Source organism: Pseudomonas sp. Pdm06 (genome assembly GCF_014851795.1).
GTDB classification, from domain to species: domain Bacteria; phylum Pseudomonadota; class Gammaproteobacteria; order Pseudomonadales; family Pseudomonadaceae; genus Aquipseudomonas; species Aquipseudomonas fluorescens_AA.
The window spans coordinates 185,864-207,173 of sequence record NZ_JACVAH010000003.1 but is presented as its reverse complement, the minus strand read 5'-3'; the positions used below and the strand labels follow the sequence as shown (position 1 = coordinate 207,173).

17 protein-coding genes are annotated in these 21,310 nt (G+C 60.6%); 9 read left to right on the top strand and 8 right to left on the bottom strand.

The genetic code is table 11. From position 1 onward, the window contains the following. Window positions 1-29: 29 nt before the first annotated feature. The 4 genes from IB266_RS06530 to IB266_RS06515 all read right to left on the bottom strand — a co-directional run bounded on the left by IB266_RS06530 (window position 30) and on the right by IB266_RS06515 (window position 4,681). Complete coding sequence (locus IB266_RS06530) at window positions 30-431, bottom strand: ExbD/TolR family protein (protein WP_192260627.1); 402 nt, start codon at window positions 429-431, stop codon at window positions 30-32. Between the two features lies 1 nt (window position 432). Further along, entirely contained in the window at window positions 433-1,152 is a 720-nt protein-coding gene (locus tag IB266_RS06525; RefSeq protein WP_225613441.1) for a MotA/TolQ/ExbB proton channel family protein, read from the bottom strand. A 52-nt stretch (window positions 1,153-1,204) separates the two neighbouring features. After that, the gene (locus tag IB266_RS06520) at window positions 1,205-2,014 is read right to left on the bottom strand and encodes an energy transducer TonB (RefSeq protein WP_192260626.1); all 810 of its coding nucleotides are present in this window, start codon (window positions 2,012-2,014) and stop codon (window positions 1,205-1,207) included. A 327-nt stretch (window positions 2,015-2,341) separates the two neighbouring features. Then, window positions 2,342-4,681, bottom strand: a complete 2,340-nt coding sequence (locus IB266_RS06515) for a TonB-dependent receptor (RefSeq protein ID WP_192260625.1) — start codon at window positions 4,679-4,681, stop codon at window positions 2,342-2,344. Window positions 4,682-4,836: 155 nt separating this feature from the next. Here IB266_RS06515 and IB266_RS06510 point away from each other — a divergent pair, with 155 nt between their 5' ends. After that, window positions 4,837-5,781, top strand: coding sequence for a LysR family transcriptional regulator (locus IB266_RS06510; protein ID WP_192260624.1), 945 nt, complete (start codon window positions 4,837-4,839; stop codon window positions 5,779-5,781). A gap of 190 nt (window positions 5,782-5,971) precedes the next feature. After that, window positions 5,972-7,579, top strand: coding sequence for an alkaline phosphatase family protein (locus tag IB266_RS06505; protein WP_192260623.1), 1,608 nt, complete (start codon window positions 5,972-5,974; stop codon window positions 7,577-7,579). Window positions 7,580-7,651: 72 nt separating this feature from the next. Here the strand turns inward: IB266_RS06505 and IB266_RS06500 are convergent, their stop codons facing one another. Further along, window positions 7,652-8,557, bottom strand: coding sequence for a TauD/TfdA dioxygenase family protein (locus IB266_RS06500; protein WP_192260622.1), 906 nt, complete (start codon window positions 8,555-8,557; stop codon window positions 7,652-7,654). Window positions 8,558-8,738: 181 nt separating this feature from the next. Between IB266_RS06500 and IB266_RS06495 the strand changes: the two genes are divergently transcribed. Further along, complete coding sequence (locus IB266_RS06495) at window positions 8,739-9,659, top strand: LysR family transcriptional regulator (RefSeq protein ID WP_060742877.1); 921 nt, start codon at window positions 8,739-8,741, stop codon at window positions 9,657-9,659. A gap of 116 nt (window positions 9,660-9,775) precedes the next feature. Here IB266_RS06495 and IB266_RS06490 read toward each other — a convergent pair whose 3' ends face one another. Next, window positions 9,776-10,777 carry an ABC transporter substrate-binding protein gene (locus IB266_RS06490; protein ID WP_192260621.1) on the bottom strand — a complete coding sequence of 334 codons (1,002 nt, stop codon included), beginning with the start codon at window positions 10,775-10,777 and terminating at the stop codon, window positions 9,776-9,778. 288 nt (window positions 10,778-11,065) lie between these two features. Between IB266_RS06490 and IB266_RS06485 the strand changes: the two genes are divergently transcribed. The 3 genes from IB266_RS06485 to IB266_RS06475 are packed head-to-tail and all read left to right on the top strand — an operon-like array spanning window position 11,066 to window position 15,110. Continuing rightward, window positions 11,066-12,658, top strand: coding sequence for an ABC transporter permease (locus IB266_RS06485; protein WP_192260620.1), 1,593 nt, complete (start codon window positions 11,066-11,068; stop codon window positions 12,656-12,658). Continuing rightward, window positions 12,655-13,470 (top strand): ABC transporter ATP-binding protein, encoded by an 816-nt coding sequence (locus IB266_RS06480; RefSeq protein ID WP_060742880.1) that lies wholly within the window; start codon window positions 12,655-12,657, stop codon window positions 13,468-13,470. Before IB266_RS06485 ends, IB266_RS06480 begins: the two co-directional genes overlap by 4 nt. A 29-nt stretch (window positions 13,471-13,499) precedes the next feature. Continuing rightward, window positions 13,500-15,110 (top strand): arylsulfatase, encoded by a 1,611-nt coding sequence (locus IB266_RS06475; protein ID WP_192260619.1) that lies wholly within the window; start codon window positions 13,500-13,502, stop codon window positions 15,108-15,110. 98 nt (window positions 15,111-15,208) lie between these two features. Here the strand turns inward: IB266_RS06475 and IB266_RS06470 are convergent, their stop codons facing one another. Then, window positions 15,209-15,835 (bottom strand): hydrolase, encoded by a 627-nt coding sequence (locus IB266_RS06470; RefSeq protein ID WP_092168841.1) that lies wholly within the window; start codon window positions 15,833-15,835, stop codon window positions 15,209-15,211. A 231-nt stretch (window positions 15,836-16,066) separates the two neighbouring features. Here IB266_RS06470 and IB266_RS06465 point away from each other — a divergent pair, with 231 nt between their 5' ends. Continuing rightward, window positions 16,067-16,963: a LysR family transcriptional regulator gene (locus tag IB266_RS06465; protein WP_192260618.1), complete on the top strand. Its 897-nt coding sequence runs from the start codon at window positions 16,067-16,069 to the stop codon at window positions 16,961-16,963. 270 nt (window positions 16,964-17,233) lie between these two features. On the opposite strand, the gene IB266_RS06460 is transcribed toward IB266_RS06465, so the two are convergent. Next, window positions 17,234-18,016 carry an EAL domain-containing protein gene (locus IB266_RS06460; protein ID WP_192260813.1) on the bottom strand — a complete coding sequence of 261 codons (783 nt, stop codon included), beginning with the start codon at window positions 18,014-18,016 and terminating at the stop codon, window positions 17,234-17,236. A gap of 196 nt (window positions 18,017-18,212) precedes the next feature. On the opposite strand from IB266_RS06460, the gene IB266_RS06455 reads away from it, so the two are divergent. Both IB266_RS06455 and IB266_RS06450 read left to right on the top strand, forming a co-directional pair. Next, on the top strand, window positions 18,213-19,895 hold the full coding sequence (locus IB266_RS06455; RefSeq protein WP_192260617.1) for a diguanylate cyclase: 1,683 nt from the start codon (window positions 18,213-18,215) through the stop codon (window positions 19,893-19,895). A 420-nt stretch (window positions 19,896-20,315) separates the two neighbouring features. Then, on the top strand, window positions 20,316-21,086 hold the full coding sequence (locus IB266_RS06450) for an alpha/beta fold hydrolase (protein ID WP_192260616.1): 771 nt from the start codon (window positions 20,316-20,318) through the stop codon (window positions 21,084-21,086). Window positions 21,087-21,310: the final 224 nt, after the last annotated feature.

Sequence of the window (21,310 nt, the reverse complement as noted above, 5' to 3'; positions counted from 1 at the left end):
CGCCAGGAACCCAAGACAAGCGCCCGATCCTATTTCGCCGTTATCACCGACAACTTGCTGATCCCCGCACGCTCGATGGACGCCATGGCCCGGGCAACCTCGCCATAGTTCACCCCGTTGTCCGCCTGCAGCTGTACGCGTACATCCGGGTTTTTCGCCTTGGCGACTTGCAGGTTCGACTCCAGCAAATCCGCCTGGATCTCGTCCTTGTTGATGAACACCTTGCCCTTGTCGTCAATGCTCACCACCAGCGGGTCTTTCTGTTCCACGGGCGCCACTGACTCGGTCTTTGGCAAATTGATGGGAATGGCATTGGTCAGCAGCGGCGCGGTGACGATAAACACCACCAGCAGCACCAGCATCACGTCCACCAGTGGCGTGACGTTGATCTCGCTCAGCACCTCATCGTTGTCTTGTGTAGAGAAAGCCATCTCAGGACGCCTCCTTCACTTTCTGCGGGTTGCCGGCACGGGCCTTGTTCAGCGCTGGGTGCAGCAGCACGCGGAATGAATTTTTCTGCGCGAGGCTGTAGAAGTCGTGGGCAAAGTCGTCGAGGTCGGCAGCCGTGAGTTTCAGGCGACGCAGGAAGTAGTTGTAGACCAACACCGCAGGAACCGCGACGGCGATACCCACGCCCGTGGCGACCAGCGCCGCACCAATCGGCCCTGCTACGGTTTCCAGACTGGCGGAACCGGCAGCGCTGATGCCCTTGAGCGCTTCCATGATCCCCCAAACGGTGCCGAACAGGCCTATGAACGGCGAGGTGCTGCCGATACTGGCGACCACGGCCAGGCCGGTTTCCAGGGAGCGGCGCTCCCGTACGATCTGTTGGCGCAGGGCGCGTTCGAGGCGGTCCTGGTGGTTGATGGCCTGGCTCAGGTCGGCAGCGTGGGGGGCATCACCGACCTGGATCGCGGCATAACCGGCCTGGGCCACGCGGGCAGCGGCGCCGGGTTGGGTTTCGGCCAGTTCAGCGGCCGAGTCAAGGCTCGACGCCGCCCAGAACTGTTTGTGGAACTTGCGATCCTGGACCTTTAGACGACCGAACTGCACGCCCTTGAGCAAGGCCAGGCCCCAGGTTGCGACCGAAAAAGCCACCAGCAGCCAGATCACCGCGCTTTCGATGGATTCAAGTGGAGATGCTAATGCCATGATGTTTTCCCTCTGGACAGACCGCGGCGTGTGCAACACCCCGCAGCAATAGTTAGTGAATCTTGAAATCGATAGGTACGCTGACCCAGCCGTTCTGGGCCACATCGCCCTGCTTGGCCGGCACAAAGCTCCAACGCTTCACGGCGGCCAGCGCAGCGTCGTCGAGTTGCTGGCGACCGCTGCTTTTCTGGATCTGGATCTCACCCGGTTTGCCGCTGGCCAGTACCTGCACCCGCAACAACACCGTGCCTTCCCAACCCCGACGCTGGGCCAATGATGGGTATTCGGGCGCCGGGTTCTTCAGGTACGCGGCGTTGGCCGAAGCGGGCGTTACCGGAGCCGGTGCGGGGGCTGCGACTGGCGCGGGAGCCGGTGGCGCAGGCGTGGGAGGCGCAGGCGGTTGCTCCACCGGTTTGGCGACCGGCTTAGGCACAGGCTTGGGTACCGGCTTGGGTTTAGGAATCTTTTTCGGCGCCGGCTTGGCGGCCAACTCATCCACGACTGGCGGCGGTGGCTCGACCACCGGTGGTGGCGGCGGCGGTGGCACGGGCGGCGGCGGTTCGACCACCGGCGGCGCGGGCTGGGAAAATTCGATGGTCATCGGTGGGATTTCCGGCGGCACAATCGGCAGCACCGGGGTGGGCTTCTGACTCACCCAATAAATCACCGCACCGTGCAGGGCCAATACCAGCAACCCCAGCAGAATCCCTTCGCGCCGACTCGAAAAGCGCTTGGGGGTACGCTGCAAGCGCAGCTGCCCCAACGGCGCACGATGCGGCCGGCCAAGGTCGACCAACTCACCACCCGGTGCGTGGCGCCATTGCGCCTCGTGCGCACTGGCGGCGGCTTGGACATTGCCCATTGATTCACTCCCTACGGTTTTTGAAACAGAAATCGACAGGCCTGCGTGGAAGGCCGTCGAGGGCTAAATGATCGGGGCTAGACGCTTATCTCTTAAAGCAATCTTTAAAGTTATACATAGATCAAAAATGAATAACTGAAATTCACGCATACGCTAAAGCCGCGGCCCGCGTGGCCTGGCGCCATAACAAGGTTTTTCGATGCTTTTTCAGGCATGCAAAATATTCATTAAAGGCATGGCTCGACAGGGCTGTTTGCGCCCACGAGTGACGGCGCTGACGAGGCTGCGGGTGACGCGGGTATTGAACCCGGCCACCTATCCCCTGGGCTAGAAGTCGTAGCGTCCGGTCACCCCTAGCGTGCGCGGGCTCCCCAGCAGGCCTTCGTAACCGCCGTTACCGCCGGTCCACAGGGTGGTGTAGTAGGTTTTGTCGAAGGCGTTTTTCAGCCACAGCGACACGTCCCACTGCCCCTGCTCATAGTTGCCGCGCAAACCGGTGGACAGGTTGACCACGGCGTAGGCAGGAATCTGTCCGTAGTCGGAATCCTCCACCGTGCCCACGGCCTTGGAGCGGAAGGCATAGCTGCCGGTGACGTAGGGTTCGAAACCGTTATCCAGGTTCCACTTGTACTCGCCGTTGGCATTGGCGATCCACTTCGACGCCCCCACCACTTGGTGCCCGCTCAGGTCGCAGGAAGCCGGCGCCCCTGGGCGCAGACTGACTTCCGGTGGGCACGGCGCGTCCTTGTAGCTCAGGTAACGCACATCGTTGAACGAGCCGTTGAGGTTCAGCGTCAGGCCCTTGATCGGCAGCCAGGTACTTTCCACTTCCACACCGCGCGAGCGCACGGAACCTGCGTTGGTCAGGTACTGCACGCGATTGTCCGGATCATAGGCGTTGGTCTGGTAACCGTTGACCTGGGTCCAGAACAGGTTGGCATTGAGCTGCAGGCGCCGGTCCCACAATGTGCTTTTGAAACCCAGCTCGGCGTTGTTGGCGCGCTCGGTGCCGACCAGCAGCGAGTCCGCCCCGGCAGTCGGTGCGGAGCCGACCACGAGGTTGACCCCACCAGACTTCTCGCCGTGGGACAGGGTCGCGTAGCCCAGCAGGTTGTCGTTCAAGCGGTAGCTCAGGTTGAGCAAGCCCGAAGGGCTGGCGCTGTATTGCGTGAGGTCGCCGGAGTCATAGGCGCCGGTGCGGTTACGTCGAGCCGTCGCGGCAGCGCCCGTGACGGCCGCACCGCCCACTGGGCTGTTACGCGTCACCCAGGCGCTTTTTTCTTCATAAGTACCGCGCAAGCCTGCGGTGAAATCCAGGCGCTCGGTAAGGTGCCAGGTGCCTTGGGCGAACAGGGCGAAACTGTCGGTGCGGATGTGCCCGTTACCCACGGTGCTGACGTTGGCCAATGCGCCTGCGGGCGTGCCATTCCAGATATCCGCCTGGGGTCCGTAAGAGACAAAGGATTTGTTGTCCAGCGAGTTGCCGAAGTAGTAGGCACCCAGCACGTAGTCGAAGAAGCCACCGGTGGGCGATGCCAGGCGAAATTCCTGGGACCACTGCTTGTCTTCCACCGACACGCCGCCGTTATACGACGCCGGCACGTTAAGGCCATCATCGTTGCGCGGGGTGAAATTCCAGAAGCGATAGGAACTGACCGAAGTCAGGGTGAAATCGCTGGGCAACGTCCAGTTGGCTTCCAGGGAGGTGCCGCCCTGGAACACGGTGACGTGCTGGTCACTGTCCAGGTTGACCTTGCGATGGGTGCCGTCGACCAGGGTTGCCCCCGCAGCGGCCGCCCGCGACTGGTAGAGGTTGGTGCCATTGATGGTCGGCCCGGTGCTGTACAGTACGCGGGTCCCGGCGCTGGAGTCCTCTTCGTTGTAGTCGCCGATCCAGCGCAGGTTGAACGCTTCGCTGGGCTTGTACAGCAGTTGCCCGCGAAAACCCTGGCGCGAGCCACCGTTGAGGTCATGGCCGTCGTATTCGTTCTTGATGTCGCCGTCGCTGCGCGTGCGATAGGCCGAGAAACGCCCCGCCAGTTCATCGGTCAGCGGGCCGGAGATCGTGCCCTTGGTCTGGAAGTAACCGTCCTCGCCCAGCGACGTTTCGATGCTGCGCTCCGGGGTGAAACTCGGCGCACGGGTGCTGATATTGATCACGCCGGCCGTGGTGTTCTTGCCGAACAACGTGCCCTGGGGGCCACGCAGCACCTCGAGCTGCTCGATGTCCATCAGGTCGAACACCGCCATCCCCGGCCGGCCGAGGTACACGTTGTCGATATACAAGCCCACGCTGCCTTCCAGCCCGTCGCTGGCCGGGTTGTTGCCCAGGCCGCGAATCGACACGCTGGACTGGCGCGCATGCATATAGGCCACGTTGACGCTGGGCACCAGTTGCTGCAAATCCTGAATCCGATAGACCCGCTGGCTTTCCAGGGCCTGGCCGCCGATCACGCTCATCGGCGTGGGCACCTCCTGGGCGCTTTCCGTACGCCGCCGGGCAGTCACCGTGACGGTTTCCAGTTGGCCGCTGGCGCTTTCACCCGAGGGTGCCGGTTCGGCCGCGTGGCTGGGTGTCCAACTGGCACTGCCCGCCAGCAACATGGCCAGGGGCAGGCGTTTGAGCCTCCAGGGAGAGCAAGGTACAGCGGGCTTCAACAGACTCATGAGCGGCTCCGGAACCCGGAAATATCCACTATCAGATATTCCATAAGGTTATTTATTTATGTTTTTACGAACATTTACTGCATAAGAGATAGCCTTTATAAGGAGTCGACCTAATGCATAGCCAATGCATTTCCCCGATATTTTTGATGTGAAAAATGCATATCGATCTGCGCCAACTCCGCCACTTCATCGCCCTTGCCGAACAACGCAGTTTTGTCGCAGCAGCATTGACGGTGAACCTGTCGCAGTCGGCGTTCAGTCGCAGCATCCAGGCCCTGGAGCACAGCGCCGGATGCCAACTGGTGGATCGCGGCCGCAAAGACCTGGCGCCCACCAAGCAAGGCCAGGTATTGCTTGAACATGCCCGGCGCCTGGTCAGTGGCGCGCAGCAACTGGCCAACGAGATCAGCCAATTCAATGGTCTGGAAGCCGGCGAATTGCGCTTCGGTTGCGGTCCGGCGCCGGCGGCGGGGTTGATACCACGGGCCATTGGCAGTTTTATCGGGCGCTACCCCAAGGCCCGTGTGCAGTTCCAGGTGGATGACTGGCAAAGCCTGGGCAAACGCCTGCTCAGCGAAGAATTCGAATTCTTCGTCGCCGACACCCGCCACTTCGAAGCCCACCCGGACTACCACACCTACCGCTTGCGGCCGCGCAAGTGGTATTTCTGCTGCCGCGCCGGCCACCCGCTGGCACAGCAACCCAGCGTGACAGCCGCGCAATTGATGAGTTACCCACTGGCCGTGACCATTCGGCCGCCGAACCTGCGCAAGGTCATCGTCGACCTCAGTGGGCGGCCCGATTACCTGCCCAACGTCGAATGCGAGAACGGCTACAGCCTGATGGGCGTGGTGCTGCGTTCCGATGCCATCGGCATCGTCAGCGCCAACAGTGATGTGCTGCACATGGCGCGCGGCGAGTTGGTGTGCCTGACGATCGATGGCCTGGCCGAAGACCTGGAGGAGCGTTACACCCGCTATGGCATCGTCAGTCGTGCGGGGTATCGCTTGTCGCCGTTGGCGGAGGCGATGATTGAGCAGATCAAGCAGATCGATGAGCTGGATGAGGAGGTGTGCGCACTGGAGAACCTCGCTGTATGAACCGGCGCTTTCGCGAGCAAGCTCGCTCTCACATTCAGAATGCGTTCAAATGTGGGAGCGAGCTTGCTCGCGAAAGCGTTGGCAGCAACACCGATGCATTGACTGCATGAAATCCAGTCCCCAAATGCACTTGCCAGCCAGCCATCCAAACAGCGAAAAAACCTCACCTATCCCCCACTCGGTGAGCACCATGCCTGCCCCCCAAACCGTCCGCAACGTGCTGTACATCATGTGCGACCAACTGCGCCGCGATTACCTGTCGTGCTACGGTCACGCCCATCTGCATACACCGAACATCGACCGCCTGGCCGCCGCCGGTGTGCGTTTCAGCCGCGCCTATACCCAGGGCACCATCTGCGGCCCCTCGCGCATGTCGGCCTATACCGGGCGCTACGTCAGCAGCCATCAGGTGGCGTGGAACGCGGTACCGTTGCCCCTGGAGGAACTGACCATCGGTGACTACCTGCGCCCCCACGGCATCCGCACGGCGCTGGTGGGCAAGACCCACGCCACGCCCAACCTGGAGGCCTTGCAGCGGCTGAATATCGACCCCGACAGCGTGCAGGCCGAGCCGCTGAATGAAGTCGGTTTCGACGCCTACTTTCGTCACGATGGCATCTACCCCGACAGCCCGCTGTTCGACGACAAACGCGAGTCCGCGCCCTATACCCATTACCTGCGCGAGCAGGGCTACAGCGGCACCAACCCGTGGCACGAATGGGCGAACGCGGCAGAAGGTGAAAACGGCGAGGTGCTCAGCGGTTGGCACATGCGCAACGCCGGGCGACCCGCGCGAGTCGCCGAGCAGCACTCGGAAACCGTCTACACCACCGACCGCGCCATCGACTTTATCCACGAGCAAGCCGAGCGACCGTGGTGCCTGCACCTGTCCTACATCAAGCCGCACTGGCCCTACATCGCCCCGGCGCCGTATCACGCGTTGTACGGCGCCGAGCATATCCAGGCGCCCATACAGCCTGGACAAACCAGCGATCACCCGGTGTATCAAGCGTTCCTCCAGCATCAGGAGAGCCTGAATTTTTCCCGTGACGAGGTGCGGCTCACGGTGATTCCCACCTACATGGGGCTGATCAAACAGATCGACGATCAACTCGGGCGCTTGTTCGATTTTCTGCAAAGCAATGGCCGCTGGGACGACACGTTGATCGTGTTCACCAGCGACCATGGCGACTTCCTCGGCGATCACTTCCTGGGCGAGAAAGAATTTTTGCTGGAGCCTGCGGTGGGCGTGCCGCTGATCGTGCGTGACCCGCGGGCCGCTGCCGATATCAGCCGTGGCACGGTGGACGCACGCCTGGTCGAAACCATCGACGCCCTGCCGACTTTCCTCGACGCCTTGGGCCTGCCCGCTGCCGACCACCGCCTGGAAGGCCGTTCGCTGATCCCGCTGTTGCACGCTCACGACATCACTTGGCGCCGCTACGCCATCGCCGAATACGACTACGCCTTCCAGGCCCCGGCCCGCGAGCGCCTGGCACAACCCATCGACCGCTGCCGCATGACCATGGTGCGCAGCGAACGCTGGAAGTACCTGGCCTATGACGGCTTTCGTCCACAGCTGTTCGACCTGGAAAACGACCCGCAGGAACTGCACGACCTGGGCAGCGACCCGGCCTTTGCCGAGGTCCGCGAAACCCATCTGGGGTATCTGTTCGAGTGGCTGCGCGGGCTGAAGCGGCGCACCACCATCAGCCACACAGAGATCGATCTGCGTGGCCAACGGTTTCGTTATGGTGAGCCGGAGGCGGAGAAAGTGGTGCAAATCGGCGTCTGGTAAACGACGCGAATCAATGGGGTGAGACTCCTGTGGCGAAGGCCACATTGCCCACACAGTCGAGTCTGCGCCGGCTTAGAGACCCTTGATGGTCTTGCTCGACTGCCCTTGCACGCCCACCGGCACATCGCCCTTGAGGGTGACCCGGCGCACGATACGCTCCTGGGTGCCGTAGTCGTCCACGGCGTAATGTTGGGTGGCGCGGTTGTCCCAGATCGCCACGTCACCGCTCCTCCAGCGCCAGCGCACGGTGTTTTCCAGGCGCGTGACGTGGCTTTGCAACAGGTTGAACAGTTGGGTCGAATCCGCCTGCGAATACCCTTTGAGGCGTTTGACAAAATGCCCCAGCAACAGGGTTTTCTCGCCGCTGACCGGGTGCACGCGTACCACCGGGTGTTCGGTTTCGTACACCGTCGACGTGAACACCTTGCGGTATTCCTCAAGCCGCTCTACAGACACATCCGGCTTGATCGCGGCGTAGTCGTATTCGTTGCTGTGTACCGCCCACAGGGTATCGGCCAGTGCGCGCAACTCCACGCTGAGGTCGTTATAGGCACTGGAGGTGTTGGCCCACACGGTGTCACCACCGGACTTGGGCGCCAGCACCGAACGCAGCACCGAGGCTTTTGGGTAGGCGTCGACGAAGGTCACGTCGGTGTGCCAGGAATTGGCGCGCTGGCCGCGTGTACCGTCCAGCTCCATCAGGAACCGCGTACCGTCGCGTACCGGTACCGTCGGGTGGGCAATAGGCTCGCCGAGCAGATGGGCGAAGGCTTCCTGGCTCTGGTCATCGAGGTGGGTCTGGTCGCGGAAGAAGATCACCTTGTGCTGCACCAGCGCCTGCTGGATGGCTTCGACGGTGGCGGCATCCAAGTCACCGGACAATCTGATGCCGCGGATCTCGGCACCGATGCGGCCAGCGACCGGGTGAATGTCCAATGCCTGGGCAATGGGTTGAACAGCTAATGCGGCGTTGCTCATTGTGATGACCCTCATGTGCCTGCTGATGGTGGGAACGTTTCCGGCAACGCTCTATTAATATGCAATTTTGATCTAGCAAATTAATTAATGCATCGTTGACGGAATAAGAGCTTGCATTTAAAACCTCTGCTCCCTTGGTCGCAAATGCCTTCGACCTATTTTTAGAATGCAGGGAAAGCATATGGATCTTCGCCAACTGCGCTATTTCATCGCCCTTAACGAACACCGCAGTTTCGTACGCGCGGCGGACGCCATGGGCATCACCCAGCCGGCGTTCAGCCGTAGCATCCAGGGGCTGGAGCAAGAGTTCGGCTGTGTCCTGGTGGACCGTGGCCACAAGGATCTGCGCCCTACCCCCGAGGGTCAGGTGGTGCTACAACACGCACTGACCCTGGTGCATGGCGCAGCCTTGCTCAGCAGTGAAGTGACACGCATGACCAAGCTCGACGCCGGCGACCTGCGCTTCGGCTGTGGCCCGGCACCCGCCGTGAAACTGGTGCCCGACGCCGTGGCGCGCTTTATCACCGCCCACCCGAAAATCCGCACCGGTTTCCAGGTGGATAACTGGGAAAAACTCAGCCGCGCCCTGAGCCGAGAAGAGATCGAATTTTTTATCGCCGACATTCGTCAGTTCGAAACCGACCCGAATTTCCAGACCCGCGCGCTGACGCCCAAGCGTGGGGTGTTCTTCTGCCGGCCTGGGCACCCGCTGTTGGCCAAGGACAGCCTGTCGACCAACGACATGTTCGATTACCCACTGGCGGCACCGCTGATCTCCCAGGGCATTCGCAAACTGCTGGCGAACCTCAGCGGGCGCATGGATTTCTCACCGAGCATCCAGACCGAACATTTCCCCGCGCTGGTCAAGATCGTGCTGCAGTCCAATGCCATCGGCGTGGGCACCGAGGAAGCCTTCGCCGACGACATCGCCCAAGGCACGCTGGTGCTGCTGCACTGGCGCAACCTGCCACAGAACATGGACACCCTGAGCGCCCGCTGCGGCATCGTCAGCCGCACCGGTTCACGCTTGTCGCCAGCAGCGAAGGCGATGATCGAGACGTTGCTGGAGGTGGATCAGCAGGCCATCGGCGTGGCGGTCTGACCGGTCTCTTCGCGAGCAAGCTCGCTCCCACCTCCGACCGCGTTTCGTCAGGATGAATGTAGTCGAATGTGGGAGCGAGCTTGCTCGCGAAAGCAATGCCCCGGACACCACCAGACTCAGAGCCCTGCCGAGGCCAGGTTCGGCGCCACCCAATCACTCACCTGGAACGGCCTGCGAATCAGCTTTTCCTTCGACGCCAGGTCGACCGCCCCCTGTAATTTGCCCAGGAACACCGGGTCCAGGGTCGACGGGAAGATCTCGCTGAGGGTCTGGTCTTTCAAGTCATTGGTCAGGATCAGCGGTGGGTAACTGGCCCGCCCCGACACCAGTTGGATGTAGGCCTGCTTGTTGTTGTCATCGGTCAGCCATTGCACCGCTTGCTGCTGGGCCTTGAGCAGCTTGGCCACCGCGTCGGGGTGCTCGTCGACGAACTGTTTGCTGCCCACCAGCACCGCCTGCACGCTGCCGGCGCCACCGAGGTCCTTGGTGGTCAACGCTATTTCCGCCAGCCCCTTGGCTTGCAATGCGGTCAAGTTCGAGCCGCCCCAGGTGGCGTCAATCTGCTTGGCGGCCAAGGCGGCACCGGCTGCGTTGTAATCCAGGTTGATGATTTTCAGATCCTTTTCACTCAAGCCCTGGCTGGCCAACGCGGCGTCGAACGACAACTGGCTGGCCGTGCCGCGAAACACTGCGACACGCTTGCCTTTGAGATCCTGCAAGGTCTTGATATCCGAGCCCGGCACCACGCCGAGGTACTGCTTGATGTCCCGTGCGGTGGCACTGAGCAGGCGGGTATCCAGGCCATTGGAGCGACCGATGATCGCGGCCAGATCGCCCAGGTAGGCCAGGTCCACCTGGCCATTGGCGAAGGCTTCGTTGATCACCGGGCCCGCGCCCTTGAAGTAATTCCACTGAATCTTGATGCCCTGGTCGGCAAAGGCTTTCTCGAAGATCTGCTGCTCGCGCAACACATCCGTTATGCCACCGCCACTGTGCTGGCTGCCAGCACTGAGGTCGGGCACGGCAATGCGGATTTCCTTGAGTTCGGCAGCATGCACCAGCCCGGCCAACGCAGTGCCCGCGAACAGAGTGATCAGACGTTTAAAAGGCAATTTCATAAGCGCAGCTCCTTGTGGGCGAGGGTCGCCTGGGGAGCAGAAAGTAGGCACACGCAGAGCAAAACTTTAAATACTATAAATTCACACTTTAATAGCTTTTAGACCTATACAAGTCAAAACGCTGGCCCCAGAGGACTATGCATAAACAGCATCGAAAATATTCTTCGAATGCATTGGATGCGTGCAGGGCAGAGGCTTTAAATGATTTTTCTTATCCCTCAATCATATTGATTGCATCTTTATAAGATCAAAATCACATAACGCCATTGGCGACAACGGAGGTCTTCCATGGCCCGAATCTCACTTTTGAGCCTACCGCTCGCGGCCCCCAGCGCCAAGCCGCACTGGCCGGTAATCAATGAACGCCTGCTGCCATGGCTGCTGCCTTTGGCGCTTTTCGCGCTGTGGTGGCTGGGCAGCCGCCATCACTGGATGAGCGAACAGATTCTGCCACCGCCGTCGCTGGTATGGAGCAGCGCGGTGGAACTGGCCGGCGGCGAGCTGTGGAACCATCTGGCAATCAGCTTGCAACGCCTGTCCTGGGGGCTGCTGGCGGGCATTGGCAGTGGGGCGTTGCTTGGGGCACTGCTAGGCTTCAGTGCGCGCGCCGAGCGCCTGGTGTTTCCGACGTTCAGTGCGTTGTCGCAAGTGCCGACGCTGGCCTGGATCCCGTTGTTCATGGTGTTTTTCGGCATCGGCGAGACCCTGAAACTGGTGGTGCTGGTGAAGGCGATCGTGGTGCCCGTGACCCTGCATACCCTGGTGGGCGTACGCGACGCCCAACCCCATTTACGTGAAGCCGCCCGCGTACTGCGCCTGCCCACCCACCTGTTGATCCGCCGCCTGATCCTGCCCGCCGCACTGCCTGCATTCATGGCCGGCGTACGCCTGGCCCTGGCGGCCGGCTGGACCTCATTGCTGGCGGTGGAGTTGCTGGCCTCCAGCGAAGGCATCGGCTACCTGATGGTCTGGGCGCGCCAACTGTTCATGCTCGATATCGTCTTCGTGTGCATCGTGATCATCGGCGTACTCGGCGTGGTGATGGATCGCGGCATTGGCTGGCTGGACCAAAAATGGGTGCACTGGCCGCACCCGGCCACCGCGCAGATTCGACGCGGCCCGCGCTATCAAGGCTGGCAGCGCCTGCAACCATGGCTGCTGCCCCTGCTGCTGTTGAGTCTGTGGCAGGTGGCGACGCAACAGGCTTGGGTAGACGCAAACATTCTGGTCAGCCCCTGGCTCGTGCTGCACACCACCGTCGCTGGCGCACTGGACGGCAGCCTGAGCGGCGCCTTGGGCACAAGCCTGAAACGCACCCTGGGCGGGTTGCTGCTCGGCGGCGGCCTGGGCTTTGCCATGGGCCTGTGGCTTGGGCTGTCGCGACGCAGCGAACGAGTGCTGGGACCGACCCTGGCAGCCCTGCGTCAAATCGCGATTTTCGCCTGGGTACCGCTGCTCACCGCCTGGTTTGGTCTGGGTGAATTGGCCAAGTGGGTGTTTATCGCCCTCGCGGCGTTTTTCCCGCTGCTCATCGCCACCCAACGCAGCGTGCTGAACCTCTCGCCACAGCTCAGCGAGGCCGCTCAGGTGCTGCGTCTGAGTCTGGCCCAGCGGCTGCGCCGTCTGATCTTGCCAGGCGCTGCCGCGGGGATTTTCGCCGGCCTGCGCCTGAGCCTGATCTACGCCTGGCTGGGCACCATCGGTGCGGAATATTTCATGCCGTCCAACGGCGGTATTGGCAGCCTGATGATCGGCGCCCAACAACTGCTGCGCATGGACCTGATCATGAGCGGCATGCTCCTGGTCGGGCTCACCGGCGCAGCCCTCAACTTGATCGGCCAACGCATCGAAACCCGTGCTACCCGCTGGAGACACGCATGAACGCACCGATTGTCAGCTTCAACCATGTGGGCAAGTCCTTCGACGTCGACGGCTTCGAGTTGGAGGCTATTCGTGAATTCAACCTGGACATCGCCGAAGGCGAATTCGTCGCGATCGTCGGCTCCAGCGGCTGCGGCAAATCCACCCTGTTGCGCCTGCTGGTGGGGCTCGACACCCAGTTTAGCGGCGAGATTCGCGTCGACGGCCAAACGGTCAGCGGCATCGGCGGCGAGCGCGGCATCGTGTTCCAGGAGCACCGTTTGTTTCCTTGGCTGACCGTCGCGGAGAATATCGGCCTGGGGCTGGTCAACGAGCCCATCGGCCAGGCTGAACGTAACCGGCGTATCAGCGATTTTATCGAGCTGGTGGGCCTCAGCGACTTCACCCGTGCCTATCCTCACCAGTTATCCGGCGGCATGGCGCAACGGGTGGCGATTGCCCGGGGCCTGGTGGCCAGCCCGCGCATCCTGCTGCTGGACGAACCCTTCGGCGCCCTCGACGCCCTGACCCGCCAACAGATGCAGGACGAACTCCTGGCAATTCGTGACCGCGCCAAGATCACTACGGTGCTGGTGACCCACGATGTGGAAGAAGCGATTTTTCTCGCCGACCGCGTGGTGGTGATGGAACCGAGGCCTGGGCGAATCAAGCAAGTCGTCGACGTTGCCCTGCCCCATCCACGCCAACGCAGCAGCTTCGAATTCCACCAGTTGCGTGAAGAGCTGCTGCACGAATTGACCAGCGATGACCATTACCAGCCACCGGTGCGCGAACAGATCCGCGATTTGCCCCTGGCCTTTATCGCCTGCTGAAAGACTGCCTGCTAACGAGGAGCGCCTTGATGCCGCAACGTCCCAATTTTCTAGTGATCCTGGCCGATGACATGGGTTTCTCCGACCTGGGTGCGTTTGGTGGGGAAATTGCCACGCCGCACCTGGACGCCCTGGCGCTGAATGGCCTGCGTCTGACCGATTTCCACACCGCGCCCACCTGTTCGCCAACGCGCTCGATGCTGCTCACCGGCACCGACCACCATATCGCCGGCATCGGCACCATGGCCGAGGCCCTCACCCCGGAGCTGATCGGCAAGCCCGGCTACGAAGGCTACTTGAACGATAAGGTGGTGGCGCTGCCGGAGCTGCTGCGCGAAGCCGGTTACCAGACGCTGATGAGCGGCAAATGGCACCTGGGCCTGACCGCCGAACTGGCGCCTCACGCTCGTGGTTTCGAGCGCTCGTTCTCGTTGTTGCCAGGGGCGGCCAACCACTACGGTTTCGAACCGACCTATGACGAGCACACGCCGGGCCTGCTCAAATCCACGCCGGCGCTGTATATCGAGGACGACACCTTCGTCGAGCAACTGCCCAAGGACTTCTATTCCTCCGATGCCTTTGGCGACAAACTGCTGCAGTACCTCAAGGAGCGCGACCAGGCCCGACCATTCTTTGCCTACCTGCCGTTTTCCGCACCGCACTGGCCGTTACAGGCACCCGCCGACATCGTTGAAAAATACCATGGCCGCTACGACGCCGGCCCCGAAGTATTGCGCCTGGAGCGCCTGGCAAAACTCAAGGCCTTGGGGCTGATCGACACCGATGTCGAGCCCCACCCTCTGATCGAATTGAACACCCAATGGGCCGCCCTGACCGACGAGCAGCGCCAGGTGTCGGCCCGTGCCATGGAAGTGTATGCGGCGATGGTCGAGCGCATGGACTGGAACATCGGTCGGGTGGTGGAGTACCTGCGCCAGCAAGGGCAATTGGACAATACGTTCATTGTGTTCATGTCCGACAACGGTGCCGAAGGTGCGCTGCTGGAGGCCTTCCCCAAGTTCGGGCCGCAGTTGCTGACCTACCTCAACCAGCATTACGACAACAGCCTGGACAACATCGGCCGCGCCAACTCCTACGTCTGGTACGGGCCGTCATGGGCGCAGGTGGCAACGGCGCCGTCGCGCTTGTTCAAGGCATTTACCACCGAGGGTGGGATTCGTGTACCGGCGCTGGTGCATTACCCCCAGTTGTCGCTCAAGGGACGCATCAGCCATGGGTTCGGTACAGTGATGGACATCACACCGACCATTCTGGACCTGGCCGGCGTACGCCATCCCGGCACACAGTGGCGCGGCAAGCCCGTGGCGCCATTGCGCGGAAAATCGTGGCTGGGCTTCCTGTCGGGCGAGACCTGCGAGGTGCACGACGAACACACGGTCACCGGCTGGGAGCTGTTTGGCCGCCGCGCGATTCGCCAGGGCCAGTGGAAAGCCGTGTACATCCCCGGCCCCGTAGGGCCGGCGACCTGGCAGCTGTATGACTTGGGCCAGGACCCGGGCGAAATCCATGACCTGGCGCTGAGTCAGCCGGACAAACTGGCCACTTTGATTGGCCATTGGCAGCAGTACGTCGACGAAACTGGCGTGGTGCTCAGCGCATCGCCGTTTCAGCCGGATTGAATGTCCGACCTAAAAAACTCTACGCAGTCTGAAGGTGGCGACTTTCGCAAGCGCCACCCCCATCCTGTTTACAGCTTCCTGAGTTGTGCCGGGGGTTTCTAGAGTGCCTTCTCAGCGTTAAAACCGTCGAAGTTTTCGAAGACCCCCATAAAGCCCGGGACAGTCGACTCCCGTGCCCAGTCGCGCTGGAGCTCGCAGTACATCTGCACACGGCTGATGAGTTTCGCGCCCGCCTGTTCGATTCGACGAAGGGCGGCCTCGTGCGCGGCGACTGACGTGCCCCCGACCGCATCGACCGGCACATACACCTCATAGCCTTCCTGGATCGCGTCCAGTACTGGGAACGTCAGGCAGGCTTCGGTCCAGAGCGCGGTCATGATGAGCTTGCGACGGCCGATTCCCTTGACCGCCTGCTTGAACTCAGTGTCCTCCCAGCTATTGATCGAGGTGCGGTCATAAGTCGGCAGATGGCCGAGCACGTCCTGCAACGCTTGAATCGGCGGTTTGTTGCGACCGGTCGCGACGTTGACCGTCGAATGGATGATAGGAAGGTTGTAGTTGACGGCCGCCTTGGCAACGCTCGTGATGTTGAAAACGAGCTCGTCACGGGGCATCGAGCGAATCGAGGAGACCTGGATCGGCTGATAATCGATGATGATCAGCGCGCAATTCTCAGGCGATAAGAGGTGGTCGGTATGGGGGTTGCGAATAGTCTCGCTTGTCATTGTCTGGTCCTGTTCTCAGTTGTGATGCACGTGTGCCAGAGAGCCAATGCTCACTCGGATGGACGGGCATGGCCCTGACGAAGTGTCTACTGATGTTGTCAGTGGATTTGGGTTTCCAGGCAACCTGCGCCACTGGCGCCATTGCCCGGAAGCAAGGATTATGCTGTTCCCATTTTCGACGCAGTAGTCGCAACACGAGGCTAGCTGTGTCGCACAAAGAGGAACGCTGACTTGGATATAGAAGAGCTGCAAACATTCGTGGAAGTGGCTGACGCTGGGGGCGTTTCGCCTGCGGCGCTCCGGCTTGGCGTATCCAAGTCGATCGTCAGCCGCAGGCTCGCCCGGCTTGAGGCGGAACTTGGCATCCAGTTGCTCGCACGAACCACCCGCGGGGCCGCCCTCACTGAAGCCGGGGCCACGTTCCGAGATTACGCGGCCAGGGTCTGCGCCGAAATCGAGGCAGCCAGAGAAACGATCCTGCCGACAGGCGCCCTTCGTGGTCGCTTACGCGTCGCGGCACCGCTGTCTTTTGGCCCTACCCATTTCGCGCCCATGCTCGCGCAAATGGCACACCGTCACCCCGAGCTTCATATCCAGACCTGCTACAGCGATCGCTTCGTTGATCTCATTGCCGAGGGGTTCGATTGTGCGATACGCGTCGGGTACCTCCCCGACTCCAATTTGATCGCGAGGAAAATCGGCCCGATCTACACGAAACTGGTCGCGAGCCCAGGCTACATAAAAGCGCATGGGGCACCAGAGACACCGGACGAGCTCATTGCCCATGAGGCTCTCCTGCAGGGGACCGAAGCGTGGCAATTCATGGAGGGTGACAAGGTCATCACGGTTCGTCCGCAGGGCCGCTTCAAGGCGGACAACGGCATAGCGCTCGTGGCGGCCGCAACCGCAGGACTCGGAATCGCGTACCTGCCGGATTGCCTGACTTATGAACATGTGAACTCAGGGACGCTCGTGCCGATCATGACCCGGTATCCACCACCTCCGGCAGGTGTGTACGTGGTCCGTCCGCCAGGCCAGCATCCGGCTCGGAAGATACGAATGCTCACAGAGCTGCTGATCGAGTCATTCGGACAGTCTCCGCACTTTGCGGGGCCTGCTCGTATTTGATCGCAGCAAAGATCACCACTGGCCGGCCACTTCGTGACTCAAGCGATTGAGGACTACCTGTCGCCCGCCCCCGCTGACGGCCCTGAACTCAATGGCCTACGGCGGGAGGTGATGCCAACCTGCCTGTACATTTTTTGAGCGCCCGTTAAAACCCCCTGCCCACGTGGCATCAGCACGGTTATCCACAGACATACTCACGGATTTCTTGGATAACTGAATGGGACCATGAAGCACTCCTGCCGTAGCGAACCTATGGCTTCGAGCCCACCTTTACCGCACACCGTCATCGAAGCATCCAGCCGGCAGATGCCCGACCGCGGGCCTTGCATACAAATATCCCTGCATCAGTTCGATACCCATGCCTAGCAGCATCGAGCTTTCTTCACGGGTCTCGACACCTTCGGCAATGACCAGGATATCCAAGCGCCTGGCGACCAGGATGATGCCTTCGACGATTGCTTGTTTGACCGAGTCTCGATCAATGTTTCGGGTCAATGCCATGTCAATCTTCAGCACCTGCGGCTGGAACATGGCCAGCAGGTTAAGGCCCGAATAGCCCGCGCCAAAATCGTCGACGGCGGTAATGAAACCCTGGCGCTCGTACTCCACGAAAATCGATTTGAGGTGCTCAGGGTCTACCACCTTCTCGCCTTCGGTCACTTCGAACATAAGCCTTTCTGGCGGGAAATGGGTCAGGCGCGCCGCTTCCAGGGTGGCCCGGATACACGTCTCTGGCCGGTAGACGGCGTTGGGCAGGAAATTAATGCTCAGCAAGCAATCGGGAATGTCCAACAGCCCCAGCCTTGCGGCTTCTTCGATGGCCTTCACCCGGCAGGCCTGGTCGAATCGGTAGCGGTTGCTGTCGTTCACGAGCCCCAGGATGTAGCCAGCCGATTCGCCATTGATGCCTCTGACCAACGCCTCATAAGCAAACGCAGCACGTGTCCGGACGTTGAAAATAGGCTGGAAGGCCATGGTGAAATCAAACCCCAACGCTTCATGGTTGCGGCATTCGGCACAGCCGAGCGATTGGAACGGAGGGCGTTTCGTCATGATCAATATTCCGTGGCGGTCGTGATACTTCCCTGCGGATACAAGGAACTGTAGCCGACACCACCTGAATCGGCGCGGGCCGGAGTTTCTGATCAGCGGATATGCAATCTTTTGACCGTCTAACGGTTTTAGCGTGATACACCTACGCCGTTAACCTTACTCGCCGATAAAGATGTGAATCCCATTGGAGCTGACGATGCCCCATCGCACACCCAAACTTCTCCTCGCAGCAGCTACTGCCACATTGGTCATGTCCGTCACGGCCGCAGTAGGTCCGTTTACCCTGTTCTGGACGAGCGAAACGCGTAACGACCGCAACGTGGTGGAACAGCAGCTGGACGGCATTCGCACGGTGCAAAGTTTGCTCGTGGATGCGGAGACAGGCGAACGCGGGTATGCATTAACGGGGATGGAGACATTTCTTCGCCCGTATTACGTCGCCACGTCGCAGCTTCCCGACGCGATCAAGCTGCTTCGTGAAAACTATCGAAACGATTCGTCCGCTGAGATTGCCAAGGTGGAGGACTTCATCGAGAAGTCCGCACTGAAGCTGGACCACCTGGACATGGTGATCAATTTGCGCAGCACCCAAGGTGCTGCTGCGACGGTGGCCGAAATCGCTTCGGGTAACGGCAAGCACCTCATGGACCAGGTCCGCGACCTGGGAGGCGAGCTGATTCAAGCAGAAATCGAGGAAGTGGCTGTTCTGGACAACCAGCTTAACGCCAACCTGCGTTGGGCCGTCGCCGTTTCCATCGCAAGCTTCCTGCTTACGCTTGTGCTGGGCCGTTTCATTTACGTGTCCATGCGTCAGACCATAAAACGCCAAGCCGAATCGACGGCTAGCGCGCTTTCTTCAAGCACCCAACTGAGCAAAAGCCTGAAAAACCTTGAGCGGCGCAATGCAGAAATAGGCTTGCTCGCAGAAATGGCTCGCCTGCTACAGACTGAGATGAGCCAAGAGGAAACGCTCCAGCTGGTCAGCACTTACTGCCAACAGTTGCTGGACGGCAGTAGTGGAACGCTATACCTGTACCGCAATTCGGCTGATGCTTTGCAACCGGCCGCAAGCTGGGGCCACGTCGAGGCTCAATCAGATGCCCTCATCGGCCCCAAAGACTGTTGGGCCATACGTCGAGGCCATCCCCATGTGGTTGAACATCGTCATGAGCTGCGCTGCGCCCACTACTCAGACAAATCAGAGTTCGACGATGGCGACATTCACTGGTGCCTGCCGCTGATAGCCTACGGAGAAACACTGGGACTCTTGCACATCCAGCATGCTGGCGGAAATGACGATAAGGAAGTCAACCGCCAGTTTGCGGAAGCTGCCGCGGAGCAAACCGCGCTAGCGCTGGCGAACGGCAGGATGCGCCAGGTCCTGCAAGTCCAGTCGATCAAAGACCCGCTGACTGGCCTGTATAACCGTCGCTTCATGGAAGAAACACTCAAGCGCGAACTCTCCAAAGCCACTCGAGACGCAGTGGACCTGAGCGTCATCATGCTCGACCTGGACAACTTCAAGAAACTGAACGATATCCATGGTCATTCTGCGGGTGACGCGGTGTTGCGAAGCACGGCATCCTTGATCATGAAGTCAATCAGAGCCACCGACGTCGCCTGCCGGTTTGGTGGAGAAGAGCTGATCATCATATTGCCGGATTGCTCCATTGAAGACGCTCTCCTGCGAGCCGAATCCATCCGGGATTCGCTGGAAAGCATGAGCCCTACGGATGGAATGCAGACGTTCAGCGTTACCGCATCCTTTGGCGTGGCCTCGACGACGCGTAACGGGACCGATCAAACCCTATTGCTGCAAGCAGCGGACGCCGCGCTGTACAAGGCCAAGCACGGGGGGAAAAACCGCGTAGCCTCGTAGCCGGTCATAGGGAGGGAAGAACGTAAGCCGCCTCAGAAGCGGCGGGCCCTCTTTCTCCGATCGCCGTCGCAACGCCTGTATGACCTTGGACAAAGCGCCCCTGACACCCTCCCAGCTCATCCGCGAGCAACGTCAGCACCCAAATACCCGATGAAGTCACCGCAACGGTGTGTTCCACAGGGTGAAACACCTTCCCTTTCCCTCGCAGTTCGATAGGTTCGATCCGAGCCCACCGCCCATCGACAATTAATCCATTTAAATACAATCACTTATATGAGTTTTGAGTTTATTCTATGAAAATATCTTGCGCGCAAACATTTTAGACGATAACTTTACTGCAACTGATTAGCGCGCAAGCATTTACCGCGCATCATAATCACTTGATAACCCGCCCTTTTCTTCTCTTACAGGTAGTCACTCATGAAAAAGATTCTTTCTGGCCTGGCCTTCGCCACCGCTTTCGCAGCCACCGGTTTTGCCAACGCGGCTGACGTCAAACCCACTGTGGTCTTGGTCCATGGTGCTTTCGCCGACTCGTCGAGCTGGAACGGCGTAGTCAAGATTCTGGAAAAAGACGGTTATCCGGTCATTGCGGCGGCGAACCCGCTGCGTGGCGTCAGCAGTGATGCACAATCGGTGGCAAGCATCGTCAAGAACATCAAGACACCGGTGGTTCTGGTCGGCCACTCCTATGGTGGTGCGGTGATCAGCGAGGCGGCGTATGGCAATCAGAACGTGAAGGGCCTGGTGTATGTCGCGGCGTTCACCCCGGAAACTGGCGAGACCGCGGCAGAATTGTCTGGACGATTCCCGGGGGGCACCCTGGCCTCGGCCTTGTCGGCCCCGGTCGAACTGGCCGATGGCGGCAAGGATCTCTACATCCAGCAAGATAAATTCCACGACCAGTTCGCAGCCGATGTGTCCGAGGCTGAAGCTCGCCTGATGGCGGCCGGCCAACGCCCCATCACCGTCGCCGCGCTGAACGAAGCCGCCAAGGATCCTGCCTGGAAAACCATTCCGTCCTGGTTCGTGTACGGCGACAAGGATAAGAACATTCCCCCTCAGGCCATGGCGTTCATGGCCGAGCGTGCGCACTCCAAGCAAACCGTCGTGGTTAAAGGCGCCTCCCATGTGGTGATGGTTTCCAACCCGAAGGTGGTGGCAAACCTGATCGAGAAAGCTGCGCAATAAATGTAATTGGCAACACAGGGCCCGCACATGCGGGCCTTTTGCCGTTGTCCGTGAAATTGAGGGTCTCGCCAGCCTGGTCGCAACGCTCATCGCTCGGAGAAGAAGGCCTCCCGTGCGCACGCCAACTCGACCGGCGCCTCTTCAGCGACGTGATGACCACTGTCAATGCCTGCGCCGGTGACTTCCTGTTCTGCTCACTGCCTTGATGAGACGTGACAATAAAG